Raw genomic sequence first — 19,804 nt, 5'->3', positions numbered from 1 at the left:
CAGTCCATGCCTGAGTCACGCCTGACCGTGCTCATTGCCGAAGATGGCGCGGCGGATCGTCTGTTGCTTGCACGCATCGTGAGCAAGCAAGGGCACGATGTGTTGACTGCCGAGAATGGTGAGCAGGCGGTGGCGTTGTTTGCCCAGCAGCGCCCGCAACTGGTCCTGCTCGATGCGTTGATGCCGGTAATGGATGGCTTTGAGGCTGCTCGGCAAATCAAGGCGCTGGCAGGCGAGGCGTTGGTGCCGATTATTTTCCTGACGTCGCTGAGCGAGGAAGAAGCGCTGGTGCGGTGTCTGGAAGCCGGCGGCGACGACTTTCTGGCAAAGCCGTACCGGCCGGTGATCCTGGCGGCCAAGATCAAGGCCATGGACCGCTTGCGCAGGTTGCAGGCCACAGTGCTTGAGCAGCGCGACCAGATCAGCCGCCATCACCATCATTTGCTCAATGAGCAGCGTGTGGCCAAGGCCGTATTCGACAAAGTGGCGCATGCGGGCTGTCTGAGCGCCCCGAACATCCGCTACCTGCAATCGCCCTACGCGCTGTTCAATGGTGATCTGCTGTTGGCGGCGTACACCCCCTGCGGTGACATGCATGTATTGCTTGGCGACTTCACCGGGCATGGTCTGCCGGCGGCGGTAGGGGCGATGCCATTGGCAGAAATATTTTATGGCATGACCGCCAAAGGCTACGGCCTGGCGCAGACGCTGCGCGAAATGAATGCGAAGCTCAAGCGCATCCTGCCTGTGGATATGTTCTGTTGCGCGTTGATGCTCAACTTGAGTTTGCAGCGGCGCATGGTCGAGTTCTGGAACGGTGGCATGCCCGACAGCTATTTGCTGCCCGCGGCTGGCGGCGGTGATCCGCTGCCCATGGTGTCACGCCACCTGCCGTTGGGGGTATTGGCGGCGGAGCGCTTCGATGACTCGACTCAGGTGCTGCCGCTGGCGCTGGGCGAGCGACTGTTGCTGCTGTCGGACGGGGTGGTTGATACCAGTGACGACAACGATCAATTGTTCGGCGTCGAGCGGCTTCTTCAGGTACTGGGCAGCAACCGCCAGCCCGAGCTACTGTTTGCAGAGGTGCAACAGGCGCTGGAAGCCTTTCGTGGGCGCTCTCGTGATGATGTGAGCCTGTTGGAAATTACGGTCGTCGAAGCGGATGCCTTGTTGCCGCGTCCGGTGATCTATTCTGACAGTGGGCAATCTGCGCCGCTGGACTGGTCGTCACAGTTTGAATTTCGCGCCGATACGTTGAAACGTTTCAATCCATTGCCGTTCCTGTTGCAGCTGTTGCAGGAAATCCATGGCTTGCGGGCCCAGAGTGGCGCACTGCATAGCGTTTTGAGCGAGCTGTATTCCAACGCTTTGGAGCATGGTGTGTTGGGGCTGGATTCCGGGCTTAAGCACGATGCGCAGGGCTTTGCCGAATACTACCGCCAGCGTAACGAGCGCTTGCAAGCATTGTGCAGTGGCTATATTCGGATAGGGCTGCGTATTGAACCTCAAGGCCAGGATGGGCGTCTGATCATTGAGGTGCAAGACAGCGGCAAAGGGTTCGATGTGAGCAGCGTGCTTGCGCGTCCGCGGGTGGAGCAAGGGTTGCACGGGCGTGGGTTGAATCTTGTACGCCGACTCAGTCGACGTGCCGAATGGGGTGACCAGGGGCGCCGAGTATGCGTGGAGTTCGCTTGGGAGGCTCTGGCATAATTCAACTTGATCAAGGAGTGAGCAAGTGTCCGATATTCATATAGATCACGAGGTGTTAAGCGGTCTCCAGGAAGTCATGGAGCATGACTATGCGGAGTTGATCAGAACCTTTCTCCTCGACTCCGAAGTCCGTCTTAACCTGTTGCACCAGGCAACAACTGCACAACAGCTTGGTCATGCTGCGCACAGCTTCAAGGGCAGCAGCAGCAATATGGGCGCCACAGCCCTGGCCGCGTTGTGCCAACAATTAGAGGAGCGCGTCAAGCAGCCTCCGCTCACTGATATTGAAAACCTGATCAATCAGATTCATCGCGAGTATGACGTAGTCCGCGTCCTGTACATCGAGGAGTGCGAGCGGGTTTCCGGTTGAAGCGGTGTCGATGAGCTTGGCGCGAGTCTTGCAGAGTCTCTGCTAATTAACATTGATCCCCTCTGTCGCGGAGACTCCCACATGCCGGTCGCTTCCAATCCATTGCTGCAGGTCGGTACCGCAACAAAGGCTTCGCGCGCTGCCGGCAACCAGCCGGACAAGACGCCGCAGCCAACGAACGACAAGGCCTCGGGCTTTTCCAACGTGTATGCTCAGCAGTCACGGGACAAGCCGTCGAGCCCAGCCGATGTGCAAAACCGCGGCAAGACCGAGCCCGCTAGCAAGGATGTTGCAAGCGGCAAGGGCACCGCCACCGAGCAGAAGAAAGTTGCCGACAGCGGCAAAACCTTGCCCGAAGACCAGGACGGTCCACCCGCAGCAGGCAGTGAGACCCAGGATCCGACGCTGATCGATCCCAATCTGGTTGCCGGCCAGGTCACCGACGCGCAGCCCGGCGCCCAGTTGATTCAGGCCCAGGCCGAGACAGTGGCACCCGTTGTTCAGGCCGCTCAGTTGCAGGCCCAGGTTGCGGCGCCAGCTGTGACGGTAGAGCCAGAATTCGATCCGCAAGCCGATCCACTGGATGATATGCCGGCCTTGCGCATGGCGTTGGAGCAAAACGCCCAATCACAGGGTACCACTTCGGCGCATAGCGCCAGTAAAACGGCGACTGCACAGCCAGAAGCGACCACAGGGCAGGCGGTCGTCAATACCATGGCGGGATTGCTCGACAAGGCTGGGGCAGGAGGGGAGCAGGGCGAGCCGGGTGACAAGGCATTTTCCGGGCTTCTCGATGACGGCCTCAAAGACCTCAAGAGTGCTTCCAGTGACACGCGCGTAGACAATTTTGCCGAGCGCCTGAGTGCACTGACGCAAGCGGCAACGGCAAAAACAGCCAATGCTGTGCCAGCGGCGGCCGCACCGTTGCACCAGCCGTTGGCCATGAACCAAGGGGGTTGGGCTGAAGGCTTGGTCAACCGCGTGATGTACTTGTCGAGTCAGAACCTCAAGTCTGCGGACATTCAGTTGGAACCGGCAGAGTTGGGGCGCCTGGACATTCGCGTAAACCTCGCGCCCGAGCAGCAGGCGCAGATCACGTTCACCAGCGGTCATGTCGGTGTGCGTGAAGCACTGGAAAACCAGGTGCACCGGCTCAAGGAGATGTTTGCCCAGCAGGGTCTTGGTCAACCGGATGTGAATGTCGCCGACCAGTCGCGGGGTCAGCAACAACAAGGCCAGCCTGACTCGCCACGCCTGAGTGGCGTGGCTGCACGGCGCAATGCGGCGGGCGAAAGCGCCGAGGTTGCTGCAAGCGCTGCCCCTGTCGAGCAGCAGGCCGTGGTCGGCTCCAGCGCGGTCGACTATTACGCCTGACTTTCCCCGGGTGGGGGCGGGCTTGAGCCGCGATGCGATCGTGAAGAGAATTCGCTATCGCGGGGGCAAGCCGGTTCCTACTGCCAATCGTTGCGCCGGGTTGGCATAACACTTGCTCAACCCACGCCATGTGACTGAATTCTCCGATGAATGACGGAATATTGGCATGGCGAAGAGCGACGCAGTGAAAGACCCCGCCGCTAAAGGCAAACTCAAGATAATCCTGCTGCTGGTGCTGGCATTGCTGCTGGCTATCGGCCTGTCGGTTGGCGCTACCTGGTTCGTCTTGCACAAGTCTGAAGACAAGCCTGCGACCGATCCGGCGCAGGTTGGCAGCCTCAAGCCCGCGGCCATTTACGAGCCGTTGACCCCAGCGTTTGTGGTCAACTTCAACCAGAATGGTCGCCAGCGCTATATGCAGGTGAGTATCACCCTGCAGGGGCGAGACCAGGCTGCGCTGGATGCATTGAAGGTGCATATGCCAGTTATCCGCAACAATCTGGTGATGATGTTTTCCGGTCAGGGCTTCGACACCCTGGCAAGTCCTGTCGGTCAGGAAATGTTGCGCCAGAAGGCAACCGCTAGCGTGCAGGAAGTTGCCCAGAAGGAAGTCGGCAAACCGGTCGTAGACCAATTGCTGTTCACCAATTTCGTATTGCAGTAGGAGCCACCGATGGCCGTGCAGGACCTGCTGTCCCAGGATGAAATCGATGCCTTGTTGCATGGCGTCGACGATGGGCTGGTGCAAACCGAGACCAATGCCGAACCGGGCAGCGTCAAGAGCTATGACCTGACCAGTCAGGATCGCATCGTTCGCGGACGCATGCCGACCCTGGAAATGATCAACGAGCGCTTTGCGCGTTACACCCGTATCAGCATGTTCAACCTGTTGCGTCGCTCCGCCGACGTGGCGGTGGGTGGTGTGCAGGTGATGAAGTTCGGTGAGTACGTGCATTCGCTGTATGTGCCGACCAGCTTGAATCTGGTGAAGATCAAGCCGCTGCGCGGTACGTCTCTGTTCATTCTCGACGCCAAGCTGGTGTTCAAGCTGGTGGATAACTTCTTTGGTGGCGACGGACGGCACGCCAAGATCGAAGGCCGGGAGTTCACCCCCACCGAACTGCGCGTGGTGCGCATGGTGCTGGACCAGGCCTTCGTTGATCTCAAGGAGGCCTGGCAAGCGATCATGCCGGTCAACTTCGAGTACATCAACTCGGAGGTCAACCCGGCCATGGCCAACATTGTCGGGCCGAGTGAGGCGGTGGTGGTCTCCACCTTCCACATCGAACTCGATGGTGGCGGCGGCGATCTGCATGTGACCATGCCGTACTCGATGATCGAGCCGGTGCGCGAAATGCTCGATGCCGGCTTCCAGTCAGACCTGGACGATCAGGACGAGCGCTGGATCAAGGCCCTGCGTGAAGACGTCCTGGATGTCAGTGTGCCGCTAAGTGCCACCGTGGCCCGGCGCCAGTTGAAATTGCGCGACATCCTGCATATGCAGCCGGGTGATGTGATTCCGGTCGAACTGCCTGATGAACTGGTTTTGCGAGCCAATGGTGTGCCGTCGTTCAAGGCCAAGCTGGGTTCGCACAAGGGTACTTTGGCCCTGCAGATTATTGATCCGATCGAGCGCCGTTGAGCGGCGCCGGTTGTTCCAACTCCGAATTGATTGCCCGTCGAGGACAAAATGGCTAACGAAAACGACATCACCTCTCCAGAGGAGCAGGCTCTGGCTGATGAGTGGGCTGCTGCCCTGGAAGAAACCGGCGATGCTGGCCAGGCCGACATCGATGCGCTGCTGGCCGCTGACGTTGGCGGCGGATCCTCTTCCAGTCGGCTGCCCATGGAAGAGTTCGGCAGTTCGCCGCGCAGCAACGAACCGGTAAGCCTGGAGGGTCCGAACCTGGACGTGATCCTGGATATTCCGGTGAGCATTTCCATGGAAGTGGGCAGCACCGAGATCAACATTCGTAACCTGCTGCAACTCAACCAGGGCTCGGTGATCGAGCTTGATCGCCTGGCCGGTGAGCCGCTCGATGTGCTGGTCAACGGCACCCTGATTGCCCACGGTGAAGTGGTGGTGGTCAACGAAAAGTTCGGTATTCGCCTGACTGACGTGATCAGTCCAAGCGAACGCATCAAGAAGCTGCGCTGAGTGAGTCGGCTCTGGCATCGCGCCCTGGCGTTGGCTGGCGCGCTGTACATGGACGTGGCGCTGGCCGCGGCTACGGTGCAACCGGTTGGCGCTACAGCGCCCGCGTCAAGCGGTGCTGGCAGCGCTGTCGGGCAATTGACCCAGTTGGTGTTGGGGTTGCTGCTGGTACTGGGGCTGATTTTCCTGCTGGCCTGGCTGTTGCGCCGAGTGCAGAACGCAGCGCCAACGGGCGGCCAGGTCATCGAAATTCTCGGTAGTCGTACCCTGGGTCCCCGGGACCGGCTGTTGCTCATTCAGGTGGGCAAGGAGCAGATCCTGATCGGGCACTCACCCGGCAGCATCGAGGCGCTACATATTATGGCCGATCCGGTCGAAGTGCCTGCCGGTACGCGCCAGGCAACACCAGAATTCGCCCAGCGCCTGTTGGAGCTGATGGGCAAGGATCAGAAGGGTAAGTCGTAATGGGCGCATTGCGCATGATGTTGACGCTGCTGTTGCTGTTGGCAGCGCCACTGGCCCTGGCCGCCGATCCGTTGTCGATCCCGGCCATCACCTTGTCCAGTGGGGCGGACGGGCAGCAGGAGTATTCGGTCAGCTTACAGATCCTGCTGATCATGACGGCGCTGAGTTTCATTCCGGCGTTCGTTGTGTTAATGACCAGTTTCACTCGTATTATTATCGTTTTTTCCATCCTGCGTCAGGCCCTTGGCCTGCAGCAGACGCCGTCGAACCAGATCCTGACCGGCATGGCGCTGTTTCTGACCATGTTCATCATGGCGCCGGTGTTTGATCGGGTGAACAAAGATGCTCTGCAGCCGTACCTGAACGAACAGATGGTGGCGCAGGAAGCGATTGCCAAGGCCCAGGTGCCACTCAAGGATTTCATGCTGGCGCAGACCCGCCAGAGTGATCTGGACCTGTTCATGCGTCTGTCCAAGCGTACCGATATCGCCAGTCCCGATCAGGCGCCGCTGACCATCCTGGTGCCGGCGTTTGTCACTTCCGAGCTGAAAACCGCGTTCCAGATCGGCTTCATGATTTTCATCCCGTTTCTGATCATCGACCTGGTAGTGGCCAGTGTGTTGATGGCCATGGGTATGATGATGCTCTCGCCGCTGATCATCTCGTTGCCGTTCAAGATCATGCTGTTCGTACTGGTCGATGGCTGGGCGCTGATCATGGGTACACTGGCCGGCAGTTTCGGTGGCGTTTGAAGCCGCGAGGAGAAGATCATGACCCCAGAAGTTGCCGTCGATCTGTTTCGTGATGCGCTGTGGCTAACCACCATTATGGTGGCGATATTGGTGATACCCAGCCTGCTAGTGGGTCTTATCGTCGCGATGTTTCAAGCTGCTACGCAGATCAACGAACAAACGCTGAGCTTCCTGCCGCGTCTGTTGGTAATGCTGGTGACATTGATAGTGGTCGGACCTTGGCTGGTGCAGCAGTTCATGGAATACATCCTGTCGTTGTACGGCAGCATCCCTCAGTTGATCGGTTGACAAGCCAGTGCTTGAATTGACCGATGCGCAAATAGGCACGTGGGTTGCCAGTTTCATTCTGCCGCTCTTTCGTGTGACGGCGGTGCTGATGACCATGCCGGTAATTGGCACTTCCCTGGTGTCCGCGCGTATTCGTCTGTACCTGGCCGTGGCGATCACAGTGGTGATTGTGCCTGGCTTGCCGGATATGCCCGAAGTCCATGCGCTTGATCTCAGTGCGCTGCTGCTGATTGCCGAGCAAATCATCATTGGCGCTCTATTGGGCATGTCGTTGCAGCTGTTTTTCCAGATATTCGTGATCGCCGGTCAAATTGTCGCAATTCAAATGGGTATGGCGTTTGCTTCTATGGTCGACCCTGCCAACGGCGTCAACGTCGCGGTGGTTAGCCAGTTCCTGTCCATGTTGGCGACCTTGCTGTTTCTGGGTATCAACGGTCATCTGGTGGTTTTCGAGGTGCTCACGGAGAGCTTTGCGACGTTGCCAGTGGGCGGCGGTTTGTTGATCGATCATTTCTGGGACCTGGCCGGACGCCTGAGTTGGGTGCTGGGTGCGGCACTCTTGTTGGTGTTGCCCGCGATCACTGCTTTGTTGGTGGTCAACATCGCTTTTGGCGTGATGACTCGTGCTGCGCCGCAACTGAACATTTTTTCCATCGGTTTTCCGCTGACATTGGTGCTTGGGCTTGGCATCTTCTGGGTGACCCTGGCAGACATTCTCCCGCATTATCAGGCACTGGCTTCCGAGGCCTTGCAATGGATGCGTGAATTGGCACGGGCGCGCTAAGCATGGCTGAGAGCGAAAGCGGCCAGGACAAAACAGAAGACCCTACCGACAAGCGCAAGAAAGATGCTCGGGAAAAAGGTGAAATCGCCCGCTCCAAAGAACTCAATACCGTGGCGGTAACACTGGCCGGAGCCGGTGCGCTGCTGGCGTTTGGCGGTGGCATAGCCCAAACCTTGATGGAGCTTATGCGCAGCAACTTCGTCCTGTCGCGTGAGGTGATCACCGACGAGCGTTTCATGGGGATTTTTCTCATGGCTGCTGGTAAGACGGCGTTGCTCACTATACAGCCGGTGCTGCTGGTGCTGCTGGTTGCATCGACCATAGGGCCGGTGGCACTCGGCGGGTTTCTATTCTCCGGAAGCCTGCTGCAGCCCAAATTCAGTCGCATGAATCCGCTTTCAGGCATTAAACGGATGTTCTCCGTGAATGCCTTGTCCGAGTTGTTGAAGGCGCTAGCCAAGTTTTTCATGATTTTGATTGTTGCTTTGGTGGTGCTATCGGCCGATCGCGACGATCTGTTGGCAATTGCCAATGAGCCTTTGGATCAAGCGATTATCCACTGTGTCCAGGTGGTGGGTTGGAGTGCGTTGTGGATGGCGGCAGGGTTACTCCTGATTGCGGCCGCAGACGTGCCGATCCAGCTCTGGCAGACGCACCAAAAGATGTTAATGACCAAGCAAGAGGTGCGCGACGAATACAAGGACAGCGAGGGTAAACCTGAAGTCAAGCAGCGCATTCGACAGCTCCAGCGCGAGGCATCGCAGCGGCGAATGATGGCTGCAATCCCAGAAGCGGACGTCATCATCACTAACCCGACCCACTATGCCGTTGCGCTTAAGTATGATCCTGAGCAAGGTGCTGCGCCTTTATTGCTGGCGAAAGGAGTGGACTTCATAGCCTTGAAAATTCGCGAAATTGGCAATGAGCACAAGATTCAAGTGCTAGAGTCACCTGCCTTGGCGCGTTCGATCTACTACTCCACTGAGCTGGAAGAAGAGATCCCCGCAGGTTTGTACCTGGCTGTAGCACAGGTGCTGGCCTACGTGTTCCAGATCCGCCAGCACCAGGCGGGCAAGGGAAAACCGCCGGAGCCGCTGAACGAAGTGCCAATTCCACCGGATCTGCAGCACGACTAAGTATCTGCACAGGCCGGAAGCCAAGTTGCTTGCAGTCAGGGCGGGCTTGCCCCGCGATACGATGCAACTGACTCTGTGCGACCGTCGAGCAAACTCGACCGCCCCCTACAAAGACACCGCGCACCTCAAAGTTGGAAGGCTTCTTGCAAAGGCAGCGCTGCGCGCGACATTCGCGTCAAAGTTTTGCTTGAGCTAGACGAGGAATACAGGTGGACCGCTCTCAGTTAATCAGCAATGCCCGTAACAACCTGGCCGGGTTAGGCCGGGGGAATCTGGGTGTGCCGCTGTTGCTGCTGGTGATGCTGGCAATGATGATGTTGCCGATTCCGCCGTTCTTGCTCGACGTGTTCTTCACCTTCAACATCGCCTTGTCGATCGTGGTCCTGCTGGTCTGCGTCTACGCCCTGCGCCCGCTCGATTTCGCCGCCTTTCCGACTATTTTGCTGGTAGCGACGTTGTTACGCCTGGCCCTGAACGTGGCCTCCACGCGGGTGGTCATGCTCCATGGGCAAGATGGACATGCCGCCGCCGGTAAGGTGATCCAGGCCTTCGGTGAGGTGGTGATCGGCGGTAACTACGTGGTCGGTATCGTGGTGTTTGCGATTCTGATGATCATCAACTTTGTGGTGGTAACCAAGGGTGCCGGGCGTATTTCCGAGGTAAGCGCGCGTTTTACTCTCGATGCCATGCCGGGCAAACAGATGGCTATCGACGCCGACCTCAATGCCGGCCTGATCGACCAGGCCCAGGCCAAGGAGCGACGCTCCGAGGTGGCTCAGGAGGCCGAGTTCTACGGTTCGATGGATGGTGCCAGCAAGTTCGTGCGCGGTGACGCCATCGCCGGCCTGCTGATTCTCTTCATCAACCTGATCGGTGGCATGTTGGTTGGTATGTTCCAGCACGGCATGACATTTGGCGATGCCGGCAGGGTCTATGCCTTGCTGACCATCGGTGACGGTTTGGTGGCGCAATTGCCATCCCTGTTGTTGTCCACCGCTGCAGCCATCATGGTGACCCGTGCTTCCGGTTCCGAAGACATGGGTAACCAGATCAACCGGCAGATGTTCACGTCGCCCAAGGCGCTGGGTGTATCGGCAGGCATCATGATTGTCATGGGCCTAGTGCCGGGCATGCCGCATTTCGCCTTTCTCAGTTTAGGGCTTGTGGCCGCCGGTGGTGCCTATTGGCTGTGGCACAAACAGAACCAGGCCAAGGTCAAGGCCCTGGCGGAAGTTCAGCGTCAGCAGGACCTGCTGCCATCGCCGCAACGCGCGATCGACACCAAGGAGTTGGGTTGGGACGACGTTACGCCAATTGATATGATTGGCCTTGAGGTGGGTTACCGGCTGATTCCCCTGGTGGACCGTAACCAGGGTGGGCAGTTGCTGGCGCGGATCAAGGGCGTGCGCAAGAAGCTCTCCCAGGACCTGGGCTTTCTCATGCCCACGGTGCATATTCGCGACAACCTCGATCTGGCGCCGAGCGCCTACCGCCTGACCCTGATGGGGGTGATCCTGGCCGAAGCCGAAATCTATCCGGACCGCGAGCTGGCCATCAACCCCGGGCAAGTCTTCGGTACCCTCAACGGGATTGCCGCTCGCGACCCGGCGTTTGGCCTGGAAGCGGTGTGGATCGACGTCAGCCAGCGCAGCCAGGCGCAGTCGCTGGGCTACACGGTGGTGGACGCCAGCACCGTAGTTGCCACGCACTTGAATCAGATTCTGCACAAGCACTGCCACGAACTGATCGGCCACGAAGAAGTCCAGCAGTTGCTGCAAGTGCTGGCCAAGGCCTCGCCCAAGCTTGCCGAAGAGCTGGTGCCGGGTGTCATTACTTTGTCGGGGTTGCTCAAAGTCCTGCAGGCATTGCTTGCCGAGCAAGTGCCGGTGCGTGATATTCGTAGCATTGCCGAGGCTATCGCCAACAACCCGGCCAAGAGTCAAGATACTGCCGCGCTGGTGGCTGTGGTCCGCGTCGGATTGTGTCGCGCCATCGTCCAAAGCATTGTCGGCGTTGAGTCCGAGCTGCCTGTGATCACCTTGGAACCAAGGTTGGAACAGATTTTGCTGAATAGTCTGCAAAGGGCCGGGCAAGGTCAGGAAGACGGTGTTCTTCTTGAACCGAGCATGGCTGAAAAGCTTCAGCGTTCGTTGATCGAGGCTGCCCAGCGTCAAGAGATGCAGGGGCAACCGGCGATCCTGCTGGTCGCAGGGCCGGTACGAGCGATGCTGTCGCGATTTGGTCGCCTGGCTGTACCGAATTTGCATGTTTTGGCGTATCAGGAAATACCTGACAACAAGCAAGTTACCATCGTTGCCACAGTAGGCCCCAACGGCTGAGGTAGTGGGTTATGCAAGTTAAGCGTTTTTTCGCCGCCGATATGCGTCAGGCCATGAAGCTGGTTCGAGATGAGCTGGGGGCTGAAGCCGCCATCATCGGCAACCGACGGATTGCTGGCGGTGTCGAGCTGACGGCTGCGCTGGACTACAAGCTGTCTGCCCTGGCGCCGCGGGTTCCGAATGTGGAGCTCGAAGATGAACTGCGCAAGACCCAGTCGCGCATCGTCACTGCCCAGGCCGAGCTTAGTAGCCGTAGCGAAAGCGAAGAGGGCAACCGCCAGTTGTTTGCCGGCTTGCCGCTGACCGCTTCCGAACCGTTGGTCGAGCCGCAGGTCGATGAGCCGGTCGCGCCGGTCGCAGCCGCTGCTGCGCCGGTTGACCCGCGCCTGTTCGACGCCATGCGTTCGGAACTCACTGGCCTGCGTGAGCTGCTGGAAGTTCAGCTCGGCTCGCTGGCCTGGAGTCAGTTGCAGGGCAACCAGCCACAACAGGCCAATCTCTGGCGTCGCCTGCAGCGTATCGGTCTGTCCGGACCGCTGGCGCGTGAACTGCTGGACCAGATCAGCAGTATCGATGAGCCGCGCCGCGCCTGGCGTATGTTGCTGGCGCACCTGGCACGGCGCATCGATGTGCCGGAAATCGAACCGATCGAGGACGGTGGTGTGATTGCCATGGTCGGGCCGGCCGGAATGGGCAAGACCACTACATTGGCCAAGTTGGCAGCGCGCTATGTGCTCAAGTACGGCGCGCAGAACCTGGCCTTGGTGAGCATGGACAGTTTCCGAATTGGCGCCCAGGAGCAGCTCAAGACATTGGGCCGCATCCTCAACGTGTCGGTGACTCACGTCGATCCGGGACAGTCCCTGGCCCAGGCGCTTGAGCCACTGCTGCGCAAGCGTGTGGTGCTGATCGATACCGCAGGCCTGCAAGCCAGTGATCCTGCCTTGCGCATGCAGTTGGAGACGCTTGCTGGGCGCGGTATTGCGTCAAAAAATTATCTGGTACTGGCAACGACCAGCCAGAAGCAGGTGCTGACTGCCGCCTATCACAGCTACAAGCGCTGTGGTCTGGCAGGCTGCATCCTGACCAAGCTTGATGAAACAGCCAGCCTCGGGGAAGTACTGAGCCTGGCCATCAGTCATGAATTGCCAGTGGCCTATCTTACCGATGGTCCACGCATTCCTGACGATCTGCACCTGCCGCGCCGCCACCAGTTGGTCAGCCGCGCGGTGAGTGTGCAGATGCAGGAGGAGCCCAGCGAAGAGGCGATGGCCGATATGTTCGCTGATCTCTACCACAGCCCCGGCAAGCGTGTTGGCTGAGGTGATTGTGAAGACGTTGCAAAGTATCTGCATTGATGGACTGCCAGGCATTTTTCAGGTGTTGAAAGCGCAGCCGGTCATGTGGCCTCAGTCTAAGCAAGACAAGGTAATGAACAAACATGGGTAGCATGCATCCCGTACAGGTGATCGCCGTAACCGGCGGCAAAGGTGGCGTCGGCAAGACCAACGTGTCGGTGAACCTTTCATTGGCACTGGCAGAGCTTGGCCGTCGGGTCATGCTGCTCGATGCCGACCTCGGCCTGGCCAACGTCGACGTATTGCTCGGCCTTGCGCCCAAGCGCACTCTGGCCGATGTGATCGAAGGTCGATGCGAGCTGCGCGACGTGCTGCTGCAAGGGCCGGGGGGCGTGCGCATTGTGCCGGCCGCTTCCGGCACGCAGAGCATGGTGCATCTGGCGCCTGCCCAGCACGCAGGCCTGATCCAGGCATTCAGTGAGATCGGCGACAATCTCGATGTACTGGTGATCGATACCGCTGCGGGTATTGGTGACTCAGTAGTCAGTTTTGTGCGTGCGGCGCAAGAAGTGTTGCTGGTGGTGTGCGACGAGCCCACTTCCATCACCGACGCCTATGCCTTGATCAAGCTGCTCAACCGCGATTACGGCATGAATCGCTTCCGCGTTCTGGCCAACATGGCACAAAGCCCTCAAGAAGGGCGCAACCTGTTCGCCAAGTTGACCAAGGTCACAGATCGCTTCCTTGACGTAGCCCTACAATATGTCGGTGCGGTGCCTTACGACGAGTGCGTGCGCAAGGCTGTGCAGAAGCAGCGAGCGGTCTATGAAGCCTTCCCGCGTTCCAAGTGCGCGCTGGCATTCAAGGCCATTGCTCAGAAGGTCGATACCTGGCCGCTGCCGGCCAATCCGCGTGGTCATCTGGAGTTTTTTGTCGAGCGCCTGGTGCAACCGACGAGTGCGGGACCTGTGCTATGAACGCCAGCGGTTATCGGATGTACAGCAAGGCTTCTCGCGATGGACAGTACGAGTTGATCGAGCGCTATGCGCCGTTGGTCAAGCGTATCGCCTATCACTTGCTGGCACGTTTGCCAGCCAGCGTGCAGGTGGAGGATTTGATCCAGGCCGGGATGATCGGCCTGCTTGAAGTCTCCAACAAGTACGACGCGAGCAAGGGTGCCAGTTTCGAGACCTACGCCGGTATCCGAATCCGCGGGGCAATGCTTGACGAAGTACGTAAAGGTGATTGGGCGCCGCGCTCGGTCCATCGCAATACCCGCATGGTCAGTGACGCGATACGTGCAATTGAAGCAAAAACCGGCCGTGACGCTAAAGATCACGAGGTTGCTGCCGAACTTCAATTAAGTCTCGATGATTATTACGGGATTTTGAATGACACCCTGGGCAGTCGCCTGTTCAGTTTCGACGACCTGTTGCAGGACGGCGAACATGAAGGCCTGCACGAGGATGGCGCCACCGCCCAGCTCGAGCCTTCGCGCGATCTGGAAGACGAGCGCTTCCAGGCAGCCTTGGCCGACGCAATCGCCAATCTGCCGGAACGCGAGCGTCTGGTGCTGGCGCTGTACTACGACGAGGAGCTGAACCTCAAGGAAATCGGTGAGGTCCTGGGTGTCAGTGAGTCACGCGTCAGCCAGTTGCACAGCCAGTGTGCGGCGCGTTTGCGTAGTCGCCTGGGAGAATGGCGGGCGCGTTGAACGCAGGTTCAATGCAGTCGTGAAACGAAGTACCCGAATTGATTGAATGCGCGTTCAGCGCTGAGCGCGTTAAAGACTGCTTGGAGGTCTAATTGAACAAAGACATGAAAATCCTCATCGTCGACGACTTTTCGACGATGCGGCGGATCATCAAGAACCTGTTGCGTGACCTGGGCTTTACCAACACCCAGGAAGCCGACGACGGCAACACGGCGCTGCCGATGCTTGAAAGCGGTCACTTCGATTTTCTCGTAACCGACTGGAACATGCCTGGTATGTCCGGCATCGACCTGCTGCGCAAAGTGCGTGCCGATGAGCGTCTCAAGCACCTGCCGGTGCTGATGGTCACCGCCGAAGCCAAGCGCGAGCAGATCATCGAGGCGGCCCAGGCCGGCGTCAACGGCTATGTGGTCAAGCCGTTCACTGCGCAAGTGCTGAAAGAAAAGATCGAGAAGATCTTCGAGCGCGTCAATAGCTGAGACACGCCACGGGGGCGCTATGGAGCAAACACAATCATCGTTGGACGGCTTTGAGTCGACACTCAAAAAGCACGCCCACGAACTGGTCGACAGCCTCGAACGAGGGAAATTTGGCGACGCGGTGCAACTCATCCATCAGCTGAACCAGACCCGTGATCTCGGCCTGTACCAGGAAGTGGGCAAGCTCACTCGTGAGCTGCACAGTGCGATCGTCAGTTTCCAGATCGATCCGCATATGCCTCAGGCCGAGGAAGTCTCACAGATTACCGATGCTACCGAGCGCCTGTCCTACGTGGTCAAGCTGACCGAGGGCGCCGCAAATCGCACCATGGACCTGGTCGAGGAAAGCACCCCGGTACTGCACGAACTCAGTGACGAAGCCCGTGACCTGCGCGCCGATTGGCAGCGTTTCTTGCGCCGCGAAGTGGCTGCGCCGGAGTTTCGCGAGTTGATGCATCGCGTCGATCGGTTTCTGGAGCGTAGCGAGGAAGGCAGCCGCAAGGTCGCCGGTCACCTCAACGATATTTTGCTGGCTCAGGACTATCAAGACCTGACCGGTCAGGTGATCAAACGTGTTACGGCACTGGTCACCGAAGTAGAAAGCAATCTGCTCAAGCTCGTGCTGATGGCCAGTCAGGTCGACCGTTTTGCCGGTATCGAACATGACCACCAGCAGTTGCGTGCTGAAAAAGATCAAGAAAAACATCCGACTCGGGGTGAAGGTCCGCAGATTCATGCCGATAAGCGTGAAGACGTTGTGTCCGGTCAGGACGATGTCGACGATCTGCTGTCCAGTCTGGGTTTTTAGGGAGCACGTTTAATGAGCTTCGGCGCCGATGAAGAAATCCTCCAGGATTTTCTGGTAGAAGCCGGCGAGATTCTTGAGCAACTGTCCGAGCAATTGGTCGAGCTGGAAAGCCGTCCCGATGATGCCGACCTGCTCAATGCAATCTTTCGCGGTTTTCACACTGTAAAAGGGGGCGCCGGCTTCCTCCAGCTCAACGAGCTGGTGGAGTGCTGCCACATCGCCGAAAACGTCTTCGACATCCTGCGCAAGGGTGAGCGACGCGTGGATTCCGAGCTGATGGACGTGGTCCTGGAAGCGCTGGACACGGTGAACAGCATGTTCGGCCAGGTACGTGAACGCAGTGATGTCACTGCCGCTACACCTGAGTTGTTGGCGGCACTGGCTCGCTTGGCCGAGCCAGCAGGCGCCGAGCCGGTAGCTGAGCCCGAGCCAGCACCAGTGCTTGAGCAAGCACCTGCGCCGGTGGCTGAAGCAGACATCACCGATACCGAATTCGAGCAACTGCTTGATTCGCTCAATGCGGTCAAGGCTGAGGCACAAGCGCAAGAGCAGGCACCTGCCGCAACCAGCGACGAAATTACCGACGCCGAGTTCGAGTCGCTACTCGACCAGTTGCATGGCAAGGGTCAATTCGCCCCCGACAGTGTCAGCGCGCCTACACCTGTGGAGCCCGCGGCCCAGGGTGCAAGTGACGAAATCACCGATGATGAGTTCGAAGCGCTGCTTGACCAGTTGCATGGCAAGGGCAGCTTTGCCGTCGAGTCTCTGGCCACCACTTCCGCGTCGGCGACGCCAGCACCAGCGGCACCCGCTGGTGATCATATTTCCGAGCATGAGTTCGAAGCTCTGCTCGACGAGTTGCATGGCAAGGGCAAGTTTGCGCCTGATAGTGTTGCCGCTACTGCTCCCGCTGCTGCAGTTGCCGCCAAGCCTGCAGCCGCTCCTGCCCAGGCACCTGCGCCAGCGCCGGTGGCCAAAGCTGCAGCTGCACCGGCCAAAGCCGCGGCACCTGCGCCTGCACGGCAAGCTGCAGCGGCTGCAGAAAAACACCCAGCCAGTGAGACCGAAACTACCGTACGCGTCGATACCGCACGCCTGGACGAGATCATGAACATGGTCGGCGAACTGGTACTGGTACGTAATCGGCTGGTACGCCTGGGCCTGAACAGTGGCGATGAAGCCATGTCCAAGGCAGTATCGAACCTGGACGTGGTGACGGCCGACCTGCAGACCGCCGTCATGAAGACGCGCATGCAGCCGATCAAGAAAGTCTTCGGACGTTTCCCGCGCCTGGTTCGCGACCTTGCCCGGCAGTTGAAGAAAGAAATCAACCTTGAGCTGGTCGGTGAAGAAACCGACCTCGACAAGAACCTCGTCGAGGCCCTGGCCGACCCGTTGGTGCACTTGGTGCGCAACGCCGTGGACCACGGTATCGAAACCCCTGAAGAGCGCGAAGCGGCGGGCAAGTCCCGCGGTGGCAAGGTGGTACTCTCGGCCGAGCAGGAGGGCGACCACATCCTGCTGTCGATCTCCGATGACGGCAAGGGTATGGATGCCAATGTCCTGCGCGCCATTGCGGTTAAACGCGGCGTGATGGACAAGGATGCCGCCGACCGCCTGAGCGACACCGAATGCTACAACCTGATTTTCGCGCCGGGCTTCTCGACCAAGACCGAGATCTCCGACGTTTCGGGGCGCGGCGTGGGCATGGACGTGGTGAAAACCAAGATTGCTCAGCTCAACGGCTCGATCAACATCTACTCGACCAAGGGCCTGGGCTCGAAGATCGTCATCAAGGTGCCGCTGACCCTGGCGATCATGCCGACCCTGATGGTCATGCTCGGTAATCAGGCGTTTGCCTTCCCGCTGGTCAACGTCAACGAGATTTTCCACCTCGACCTGTCGCGCACCAACGTGGTCGATGGGCAGGAAGTGGTCATTGTTCGCGACAAAGCCTTGCCGCTGTTCTACCTCAAGCGCTGGCTGGTCAGTTCCGCCGCTCATGAAGAGCAACGCGAAGGGCACGTGGTGATCCTTTCGGTCGGCACTCAGCGCATCGGCTTTGTCGTCGATCAGCTTGTGGGCCAGGAAGAAGTGGTCATCAAACCGCTGGGCAAAATGCTCCAGGGTACGCCAGGCATGTCGGGCGCCACCATTACCGGTGACGGGCGCATTGCGCTGATCCTCGACGTTCCGAGCATGCTCAAGCGTTACGCCGCCCGGCGTATTTGATTCTGGTGGCGCGGCCTACAAGCCGCGCCACCTAATGGAGTGTTTATGGCAGTCAAGGTCCTGGTGGTGGATGATTCCGGTTTCTTCCGCCGCCGAGTCTCGGAAATTCTTTCAGCGGACCCGACTATCCAGGTCGTCGGTACCGCGACCAACGGCAAGGAAGCGATCGACCAGGCGCTGTCGCTCAAGCCCGATGTCATCACCATGGACTACGAAATGCCCATGATGGATGGCATCACCGCTGTGCGTCACATCATGCAGCGTTGCCCAACGCCGGTATTGATGTTCTCTTCGTTGACTCATGAAGGCGCACGAGTGACCCTCGACGCTCTGGATGCCGGTGCGGTCGACTATCTGCCGAAGAACTTCGAAGACATCTCGCGTAACCCGGAAAAGGTCAAGCAGATGCTGTGCGAAAAGGTCCATACCCTTTCTCGCAGCAACCGCAGGCTGGGCAGCTACGCAAGTCCTGCGCCAGCCCCGCAACCCGCCGCTCACAGCCAGCCTGTCAGCAGCCTGGGTGCAAGCCCGGCACCGCGTTCTGCGCCAGCGTCCCGTGTGCCGGCTACGCCTGCTTCTCCTGCGCCCAAGCGCAAGCCGTACAAACTGGTTGCCATTGGTACCTCCACGGGTGGGCCGGTAGCGTTGCAGCGGGTGCTGACTCAGTTGCCAGGCAACTTCCCGGCACCGATCGTGCTGGTCCAACATATGCCTGCAGCCTTTACCAAGGCGTTTGCCGAACGCCTGGACAAGCTGTGCAAGATCAGCGTCAAGGAAGCAGAAGACGGCGACATCCTGCGCCCTGGCCTGGCGCTGCTGGCGCCGGGTGGCAAGCAGATGATGGTCGATGCTCGCGGCGCTGTGAAAATCCTGCCGGGCGATGAGCGTCTCAATTACAAACCCTGTGTCGATATCACCTTCGGTTCGGCGGCCAAGTCGTACGGCGACAAGGTGCTCTCGGTAGTGCTTACCGGCATGGGTGCCGACGGCCGCGAGGGTGCGCGCTTGCTCAAGCAATGCGGCAGTACCGTGTGGGCTCAAGATGAAGCCAGTTGCGTGATCTATGGCATGCCCATGGCCATCGTCAAGGCCAACCTGGCTGACGCCGTCTACAGCCTGGACGAGATCGGCAGGCATCTGGTCGAGGCCTGCGTCTGATGGATGTCTTGAGCCTGATCGGGATCATCCTGGCATTCGTTGCGATCATTGGTGGCAATTACCTCGAAGGCGGTCATCTGTCGGCATTGATCAACGGCCCTGCGGCCCTGATCGTACTTGGCGGTACGCTGGCCGCGGCATTGCTGCAGTCGCCGATGAGCGCCTTCAAGCGCGCGCTGCAAATTGTGCGCTGGATTCTCTTCCCACCACGCGTGGACCTGGCCGGTGGCATTGATCGGGTCGTGAACTGGAGCCTGACTGCGCGCAAGGAGGGCCTGCTAGGCCTGGAAGGCGTGGCCGATGCCGAGCCCGACCCCTATGCGCGCAAAGGCTTGCAACTGCTGGTCGATGGTGCTGAGCCCGAAGCCATTCGCAGCGTCTTGGAGGTGGACTTCTACACCCAGGAAAGCCGTGATATCCAGGCGGCGAAGGTATTCGAGTGCATGGGCGGCTATGCGCCGACCATCGGTATCATCGGTGCGGTGATGGGGCTGATTCATGTCATGGGCAATCTGGCCGACCCTTCGCAGTTGGGTAATGGCATTGCCGTGGCCTTCGTTGCCACTATCTACGGTGTGGCAAGCGCCAACCTGATCCTGTTGCCGATTGCCAACAAGCTCAAGGCGTTGGCCTTGCGCCAGTCGCGCTACCGGGAAATGCTCCTCGAAGGTTTGCTGTCGATTGCCGAAGGTGAGAACCCACGCTCGATCGAGCTGAAGCTTCAGGGCTTCATGGAGTAATA

Annotated in this window: 20 protein-coding genes; all 20 read left to right on the top strand. The window is 59.1% G+C overall.

All coding sequences use genetic code 11. The features are described 5' to 3' along the window. The first annotated feature begins 6 nt into the window (after positions 1-6). The 20 genes from H8F21_RS23870 (at position 7) to H8F21_RS23775 (ending at position 19,802) form a co-directional block, all read left to right on the top strand. Positions 7-1,710, top strand: a complete 1,704-nt coding sequence (locus H8F21_RS23870; protein ID WP_203585469.1) for a fused response regulator/phosphatase — start codon at positions 7-9, stop codon at positions 1,708-1,710. 25 nt (positions 1,711-1,735) lie between these two features. After that, the gene (locus H8F21_RS23865) at positions 1,736-2,080 is read left to right on the top strand and encodes an Hpt domain-containing protein (RefSeq protein WP_203543943.1); all 345 of its coding nucleotides are present in this window, start codon (positions 1,736-1,738) and stop codon (positions 2,078-2,080) included. Positions 2,081-2,161: 81 nt separating this feature from the next. Next, positions 2,162-3,454 (top strand): flagellar hook-length control protein FliK, encoded by a 1,293-nt coding sequence (locus H8F21_RS23860; RefSeq protein ID WP_203585468.1) that lies wholly within the window; start codon positions 2,162-2,164, stop codon positions 3,452-3,454. Between the two features lie 166 nt (positions 3,455-3,620). Further along, positions 3,621-4,118 carry a flagellar basal body-associated protein FliL gene (gene fliL / locus H8F21_RS23855; protein WP_203543941.1) on the top strand — a complete coding sequence of 166 codons (498 nt, stop codon included), beginning with the start codon at positions 3,621-3,623 and terminating at the stop codon, positions 4,116-4,118. Positions 4,119-4,127: 9 nt separating this feature from the next. Then, entirely contained in the window at positions 4,128-5,096 is a 969-nt protein-coding gene (fliM, locus tag H8F21_RS23850; protein ID WP_136477512.1) for a flagellar motor switch protein FliM, read from the top strand. A gap of 48 nt (positions 5,097-5,144) precedes the next feature. Beyond that, positions 5,145-5,612 (top strand): flagellar motor switch protein FliN, encoded by a 468-nt coding sequence (fliN, locus tag H8F21_RS23845; protein ID WP_203585467.1) that lies wholly within the window; start codon positions 5,145-5,147, stop codon positions 5,610-5,612. Between the two features lie 48 nt (positions 5,613-5,660). Then, positions 5,661-6,074 carry a flagellar biosynthetic protein FliO gene (fliO, locus tag H8F21_RS23840; protein WP_203585514.1) on the top strand — a complete coding sequence of 138 codons (414 nt, stop codon included), beginning with the start codon at positions 5,661-5,663 and terminating at the stop codon, positions 6,072-6,074. After that, positions 6,074-6,826: a flagellar type III secretion system pore protein FliP gene (gene fliP, locus H8F21_RS23835; RefSeq protein ID WP_203585466.1), complete on the top strand. Its 753-nt coding sequence runs from the start codon at positions 6,074-6,076 to the stop codon at positions 6,824-6,826. Before fliO ends, fliP begins: the two co-directional genes overlap by 1 nt. Positions 6,827-6,844: 18 nt before the next feature. Then, positions 6,845-7,114: a flagellar biosynthesis protein FliQ gene (gene fliQ, locus H8F21_RS23830; protein WP_203585465.1), complete on the top strand. Its 270-nt coding sequence runs from the start codon at positions 6,845-6,847 to the stop codon at positions 7,112-7,114. A gap of 7 nt (positions 7,115-7,121) precedes the next feature. Then, entirely contained in the window at positions 7,122-7,898 is a 777-nt protein-coding gene (fliR, locus tag H8F21_RS23825; protein WP_203585464.1) for a flagellar biosynthetic protein FliR, read from the top strand. A gap of 2 nt (positions 7,899-7,900) precedes the next feature. Next, a complete protein-coding gene (flhB, locus tag H8F21_RS23820) occupies positions 7,901-9,034 on the top strand; it encodes a flagellar biosynthesis protein FlhB (protein WP_203585463.1) in 1,134 nt (377 codons plus the stop codon). A gap of 209 nt (positions 9,035-9,243) precedes the next feature. Next, positions 9,244-11,373 carry a flagellar biosynthesis protein FlhA gene (flhA, locus tag H8F21_RS23815; protein WP_203585462.1) on the top strand — a complete coding sequence of 710 codons (2,130 nt, stop codon included), beginning with the start codon at positions 9,244-9,246 and terminating at the stop codon, positions 11,371-11,373. A gap of 11 nt (positions 11,374-11,384) precedes the next feature. Then, on the top strand, positions 11,385-12,695 hold the full coding sequence (gene flhF, locus H8F21_RS23810; protein ID WP_203585461.1) for a flagellar biosynthesis protein FlhF: 1,311 nt from the start codon (positions 11,385-11,387) through the stop codon (positions 12,693-12,695). A 119-nt stretch (positions 12,696-12,814) separates the two neighbouring features. Further along, the gene (gene fleN, locus H8F21_RS23805; protein ID WP_136477504.1) at positions 12,815-13,648 is read left to right on the top strand and encodes a flagellar synthesis regulator FleN; all 834 of its coding nucleotides are present in this window, start codon (positions 12,815-12,817) and stop codon (positions 13,646-13,648) included. After that, positions 13,645-14,385, top strand: coding sequence for an RNA polymerase sigma factor FliA (fliA, locus tag H8F21_RS23800; protein ID WP_136477503.1), 741 nt, complete (start codon positions 13,645-13,647; stop codon positions 14,383-14,385). Before fleN ends, fliA begins: the two co-directional genes overlap by 4 nt. A gap of 104 nt (positions 14,386-14,489) precedes the next feature. Then, positions 14,490-14,864: a chemotaxis response regulator CheY gene (locus H8F21_RS23795; RefSeq protein WP_036990294.1), complete on the top strand. Its 375-nt coding sequence runs from the start codon at positions 14,490-14,492 to the stop codon at positions 14,862-14,864. A gap of 19 nt (positions 14,865-14,883) precedes the next feature. Beyond that, a complete protein-coding gene (locus H8F21_RS23790) occupies positions 14,884-15,672 on the top strand; it encodes a protein phosphatase CheZ (protein ID WP_136477502.1) in 789 nt (262 codons plus the stop codon). 12 nt (positions 15,673-15,684) lie between these two features. Continuing rightward, a complete protein-coding gene (locus tag H8F21_RS23785; protein ID WP_203585460.1) occupies positions 15,685-17,904 on the top strand; it encodes a chemotaxis protein CheA in 2,220 nt (739 codons plus the stop codon). Between the two features lie 45 nt (positions 17,905-17,949). After that, on the top strand, positions 17,950-19,062 hold the full coding sequence (locus H8F21_RS23780; RefSeq protein ID WP_203585459.1) for a protein-glutamate methylesterase/protein-glutamine glutaminase: 1,113 nt from the start codon (positions 17,950-17,952) through the stop codon (positions 19,060-19,062). Next, positions 19,062-19,802 (top strand): flagellar motor protein, encoded by a 741-nt coding sequence (locus H8F21_RS23775; RefSeq protein ID WP_136477499.1) that lies wholly within the window; start codon positions 19,062-19,064, stop codon positions 19,800-19,802. The genes H8F21_RS23780 and H8F21_RS23775 overlap by 1 nt, the downstream gene beginning before the upstream one ends. Positions 19,803-19,804: the final 2 nt, after the last annotated feature.

Source organism: Pseudomonas arcuscaelestis, from assembly GCF_016881005.1.
Taxonomy (GTDB): domain Bacteria; phylum Pseudomonadota; class Gammaproteobacteria; order Pseudomonadales; family Pseudomonadaceae; genus Aquipseudomonas; species Aquipseudomonas arcuscaelestis.
Note: the sequence above shows the minus strand (reverse complement) of the source record. Positions and strands in the feature narration are given on the sequence as shown.

Coding starts and splice junctions, on each gene's coding strand:
- H8F21_RS23785 (WP_203585460.1), top strand. CDS start 15,685: ATGAGCTTCGGCGCCGATGAAGAAATCCTCCAGGATTTTCTGGTAGAA.
- fliA (WP_136477503.1), top strand. CDS start 13,645: ATGAACGCCAGCGGTTATCGGATGTACAGCAAGGCTTCTCGCGATGGA.
- fliQ (WP_203585465.1), top strand. CDS start 6,845: ATGACCCCAGAAGTTGCCGTCGATCTGTTTCGTGATGCGCTGTGGCTA.
- H8F21_RS23780 (WP_203585459.1), top strand. CDS start 17,950: ATGGCAGTCAAGGTCCTGGTGGTGGATGATTCCGGTTTCTTCCGCCGC.
- fliL (WP_203543941.1), top strand. CDS start 3,621: ATGGCGAAGAGCGACGCAGTGAAAGACCCCGCCGCTAAAGGCAAACTC.
- fliP (WP_203585466.1), top strand. CDS start 6,074: ATGGGCGCATTGCGCATGATGTTGACGCTGCTGTTGCTGTTGGCAGCG.
- H8F21_RS23775 (WP_136477499.1), top strand. CDS start 19,062: ATGGATGTCTTGAGCCTGATCGGGATCATCCTGGCATTCGTTGCGATC.
- H8F21_RS23860 (WP_203585468.1), top strand. CDS start 2,162: ATGCCGGTCGCTTCCAATCCATTGCTGCAGGTCGGTACCGCAACAAAG.
- fliN (WP_203585467.1), top strand. CDS start 5,145: ATGGCTAACGAAAACGACATCACCTCTCCAGAGGAGCAGGCTCTGGCT.
- flhF (WP_203585461.1), top strand. CDS start 11,385: ATGCAAGTTAAGCGTTTTTTCGCCGCCGATATGCGTCAGGCCATGAAG.
- H8F21_RS23795 (WP_036990294.1), top strand. CDS start 14,490: ATGAAAATCCTCATCGTCGACGACTTTTCGACGATGCGGCGGATCATC.
- H8F21_RS23870 (WP_203585469.1), top strand. CDS start 7: ATGCCTGAGTCACGCCTGACCGTGCTCATTGCCGAAGATGGCGCGGCG.
- fleN (WP_136477504.1), top strand. CDS start 12,815: ATGGGTAGCATGCATCCCGTACAGGTGATCGCCGTAACCGGCGGCAAA.
- fliM (WP_136477512.1), top strand. CDS start 4,128: ATGGCCGTGCAGGACCTGCTGTCCCAGGATGAAATCGATGCCTTGTTG.
- fliO (WP_203585514.1), top strand. CDS start 5,661: ATGGACGTGGCGCTGGCCGCGGCTACGGTGCAACCGGTTGGCGCTACA.
- flhB (WP_203585463.1), top strand. CDS start 7,901: ATGGCTGAGAGCGAAAGCGGCCAGGACAAAACAGAAGACCCTACCGAC.
- H8F21_RS23790 (WP_136477502.1), top strand. CDS start 14,884: ATGGAGCAAACACAATCATCGTTGGACGGCTTTGAGTCGACACTCAAA.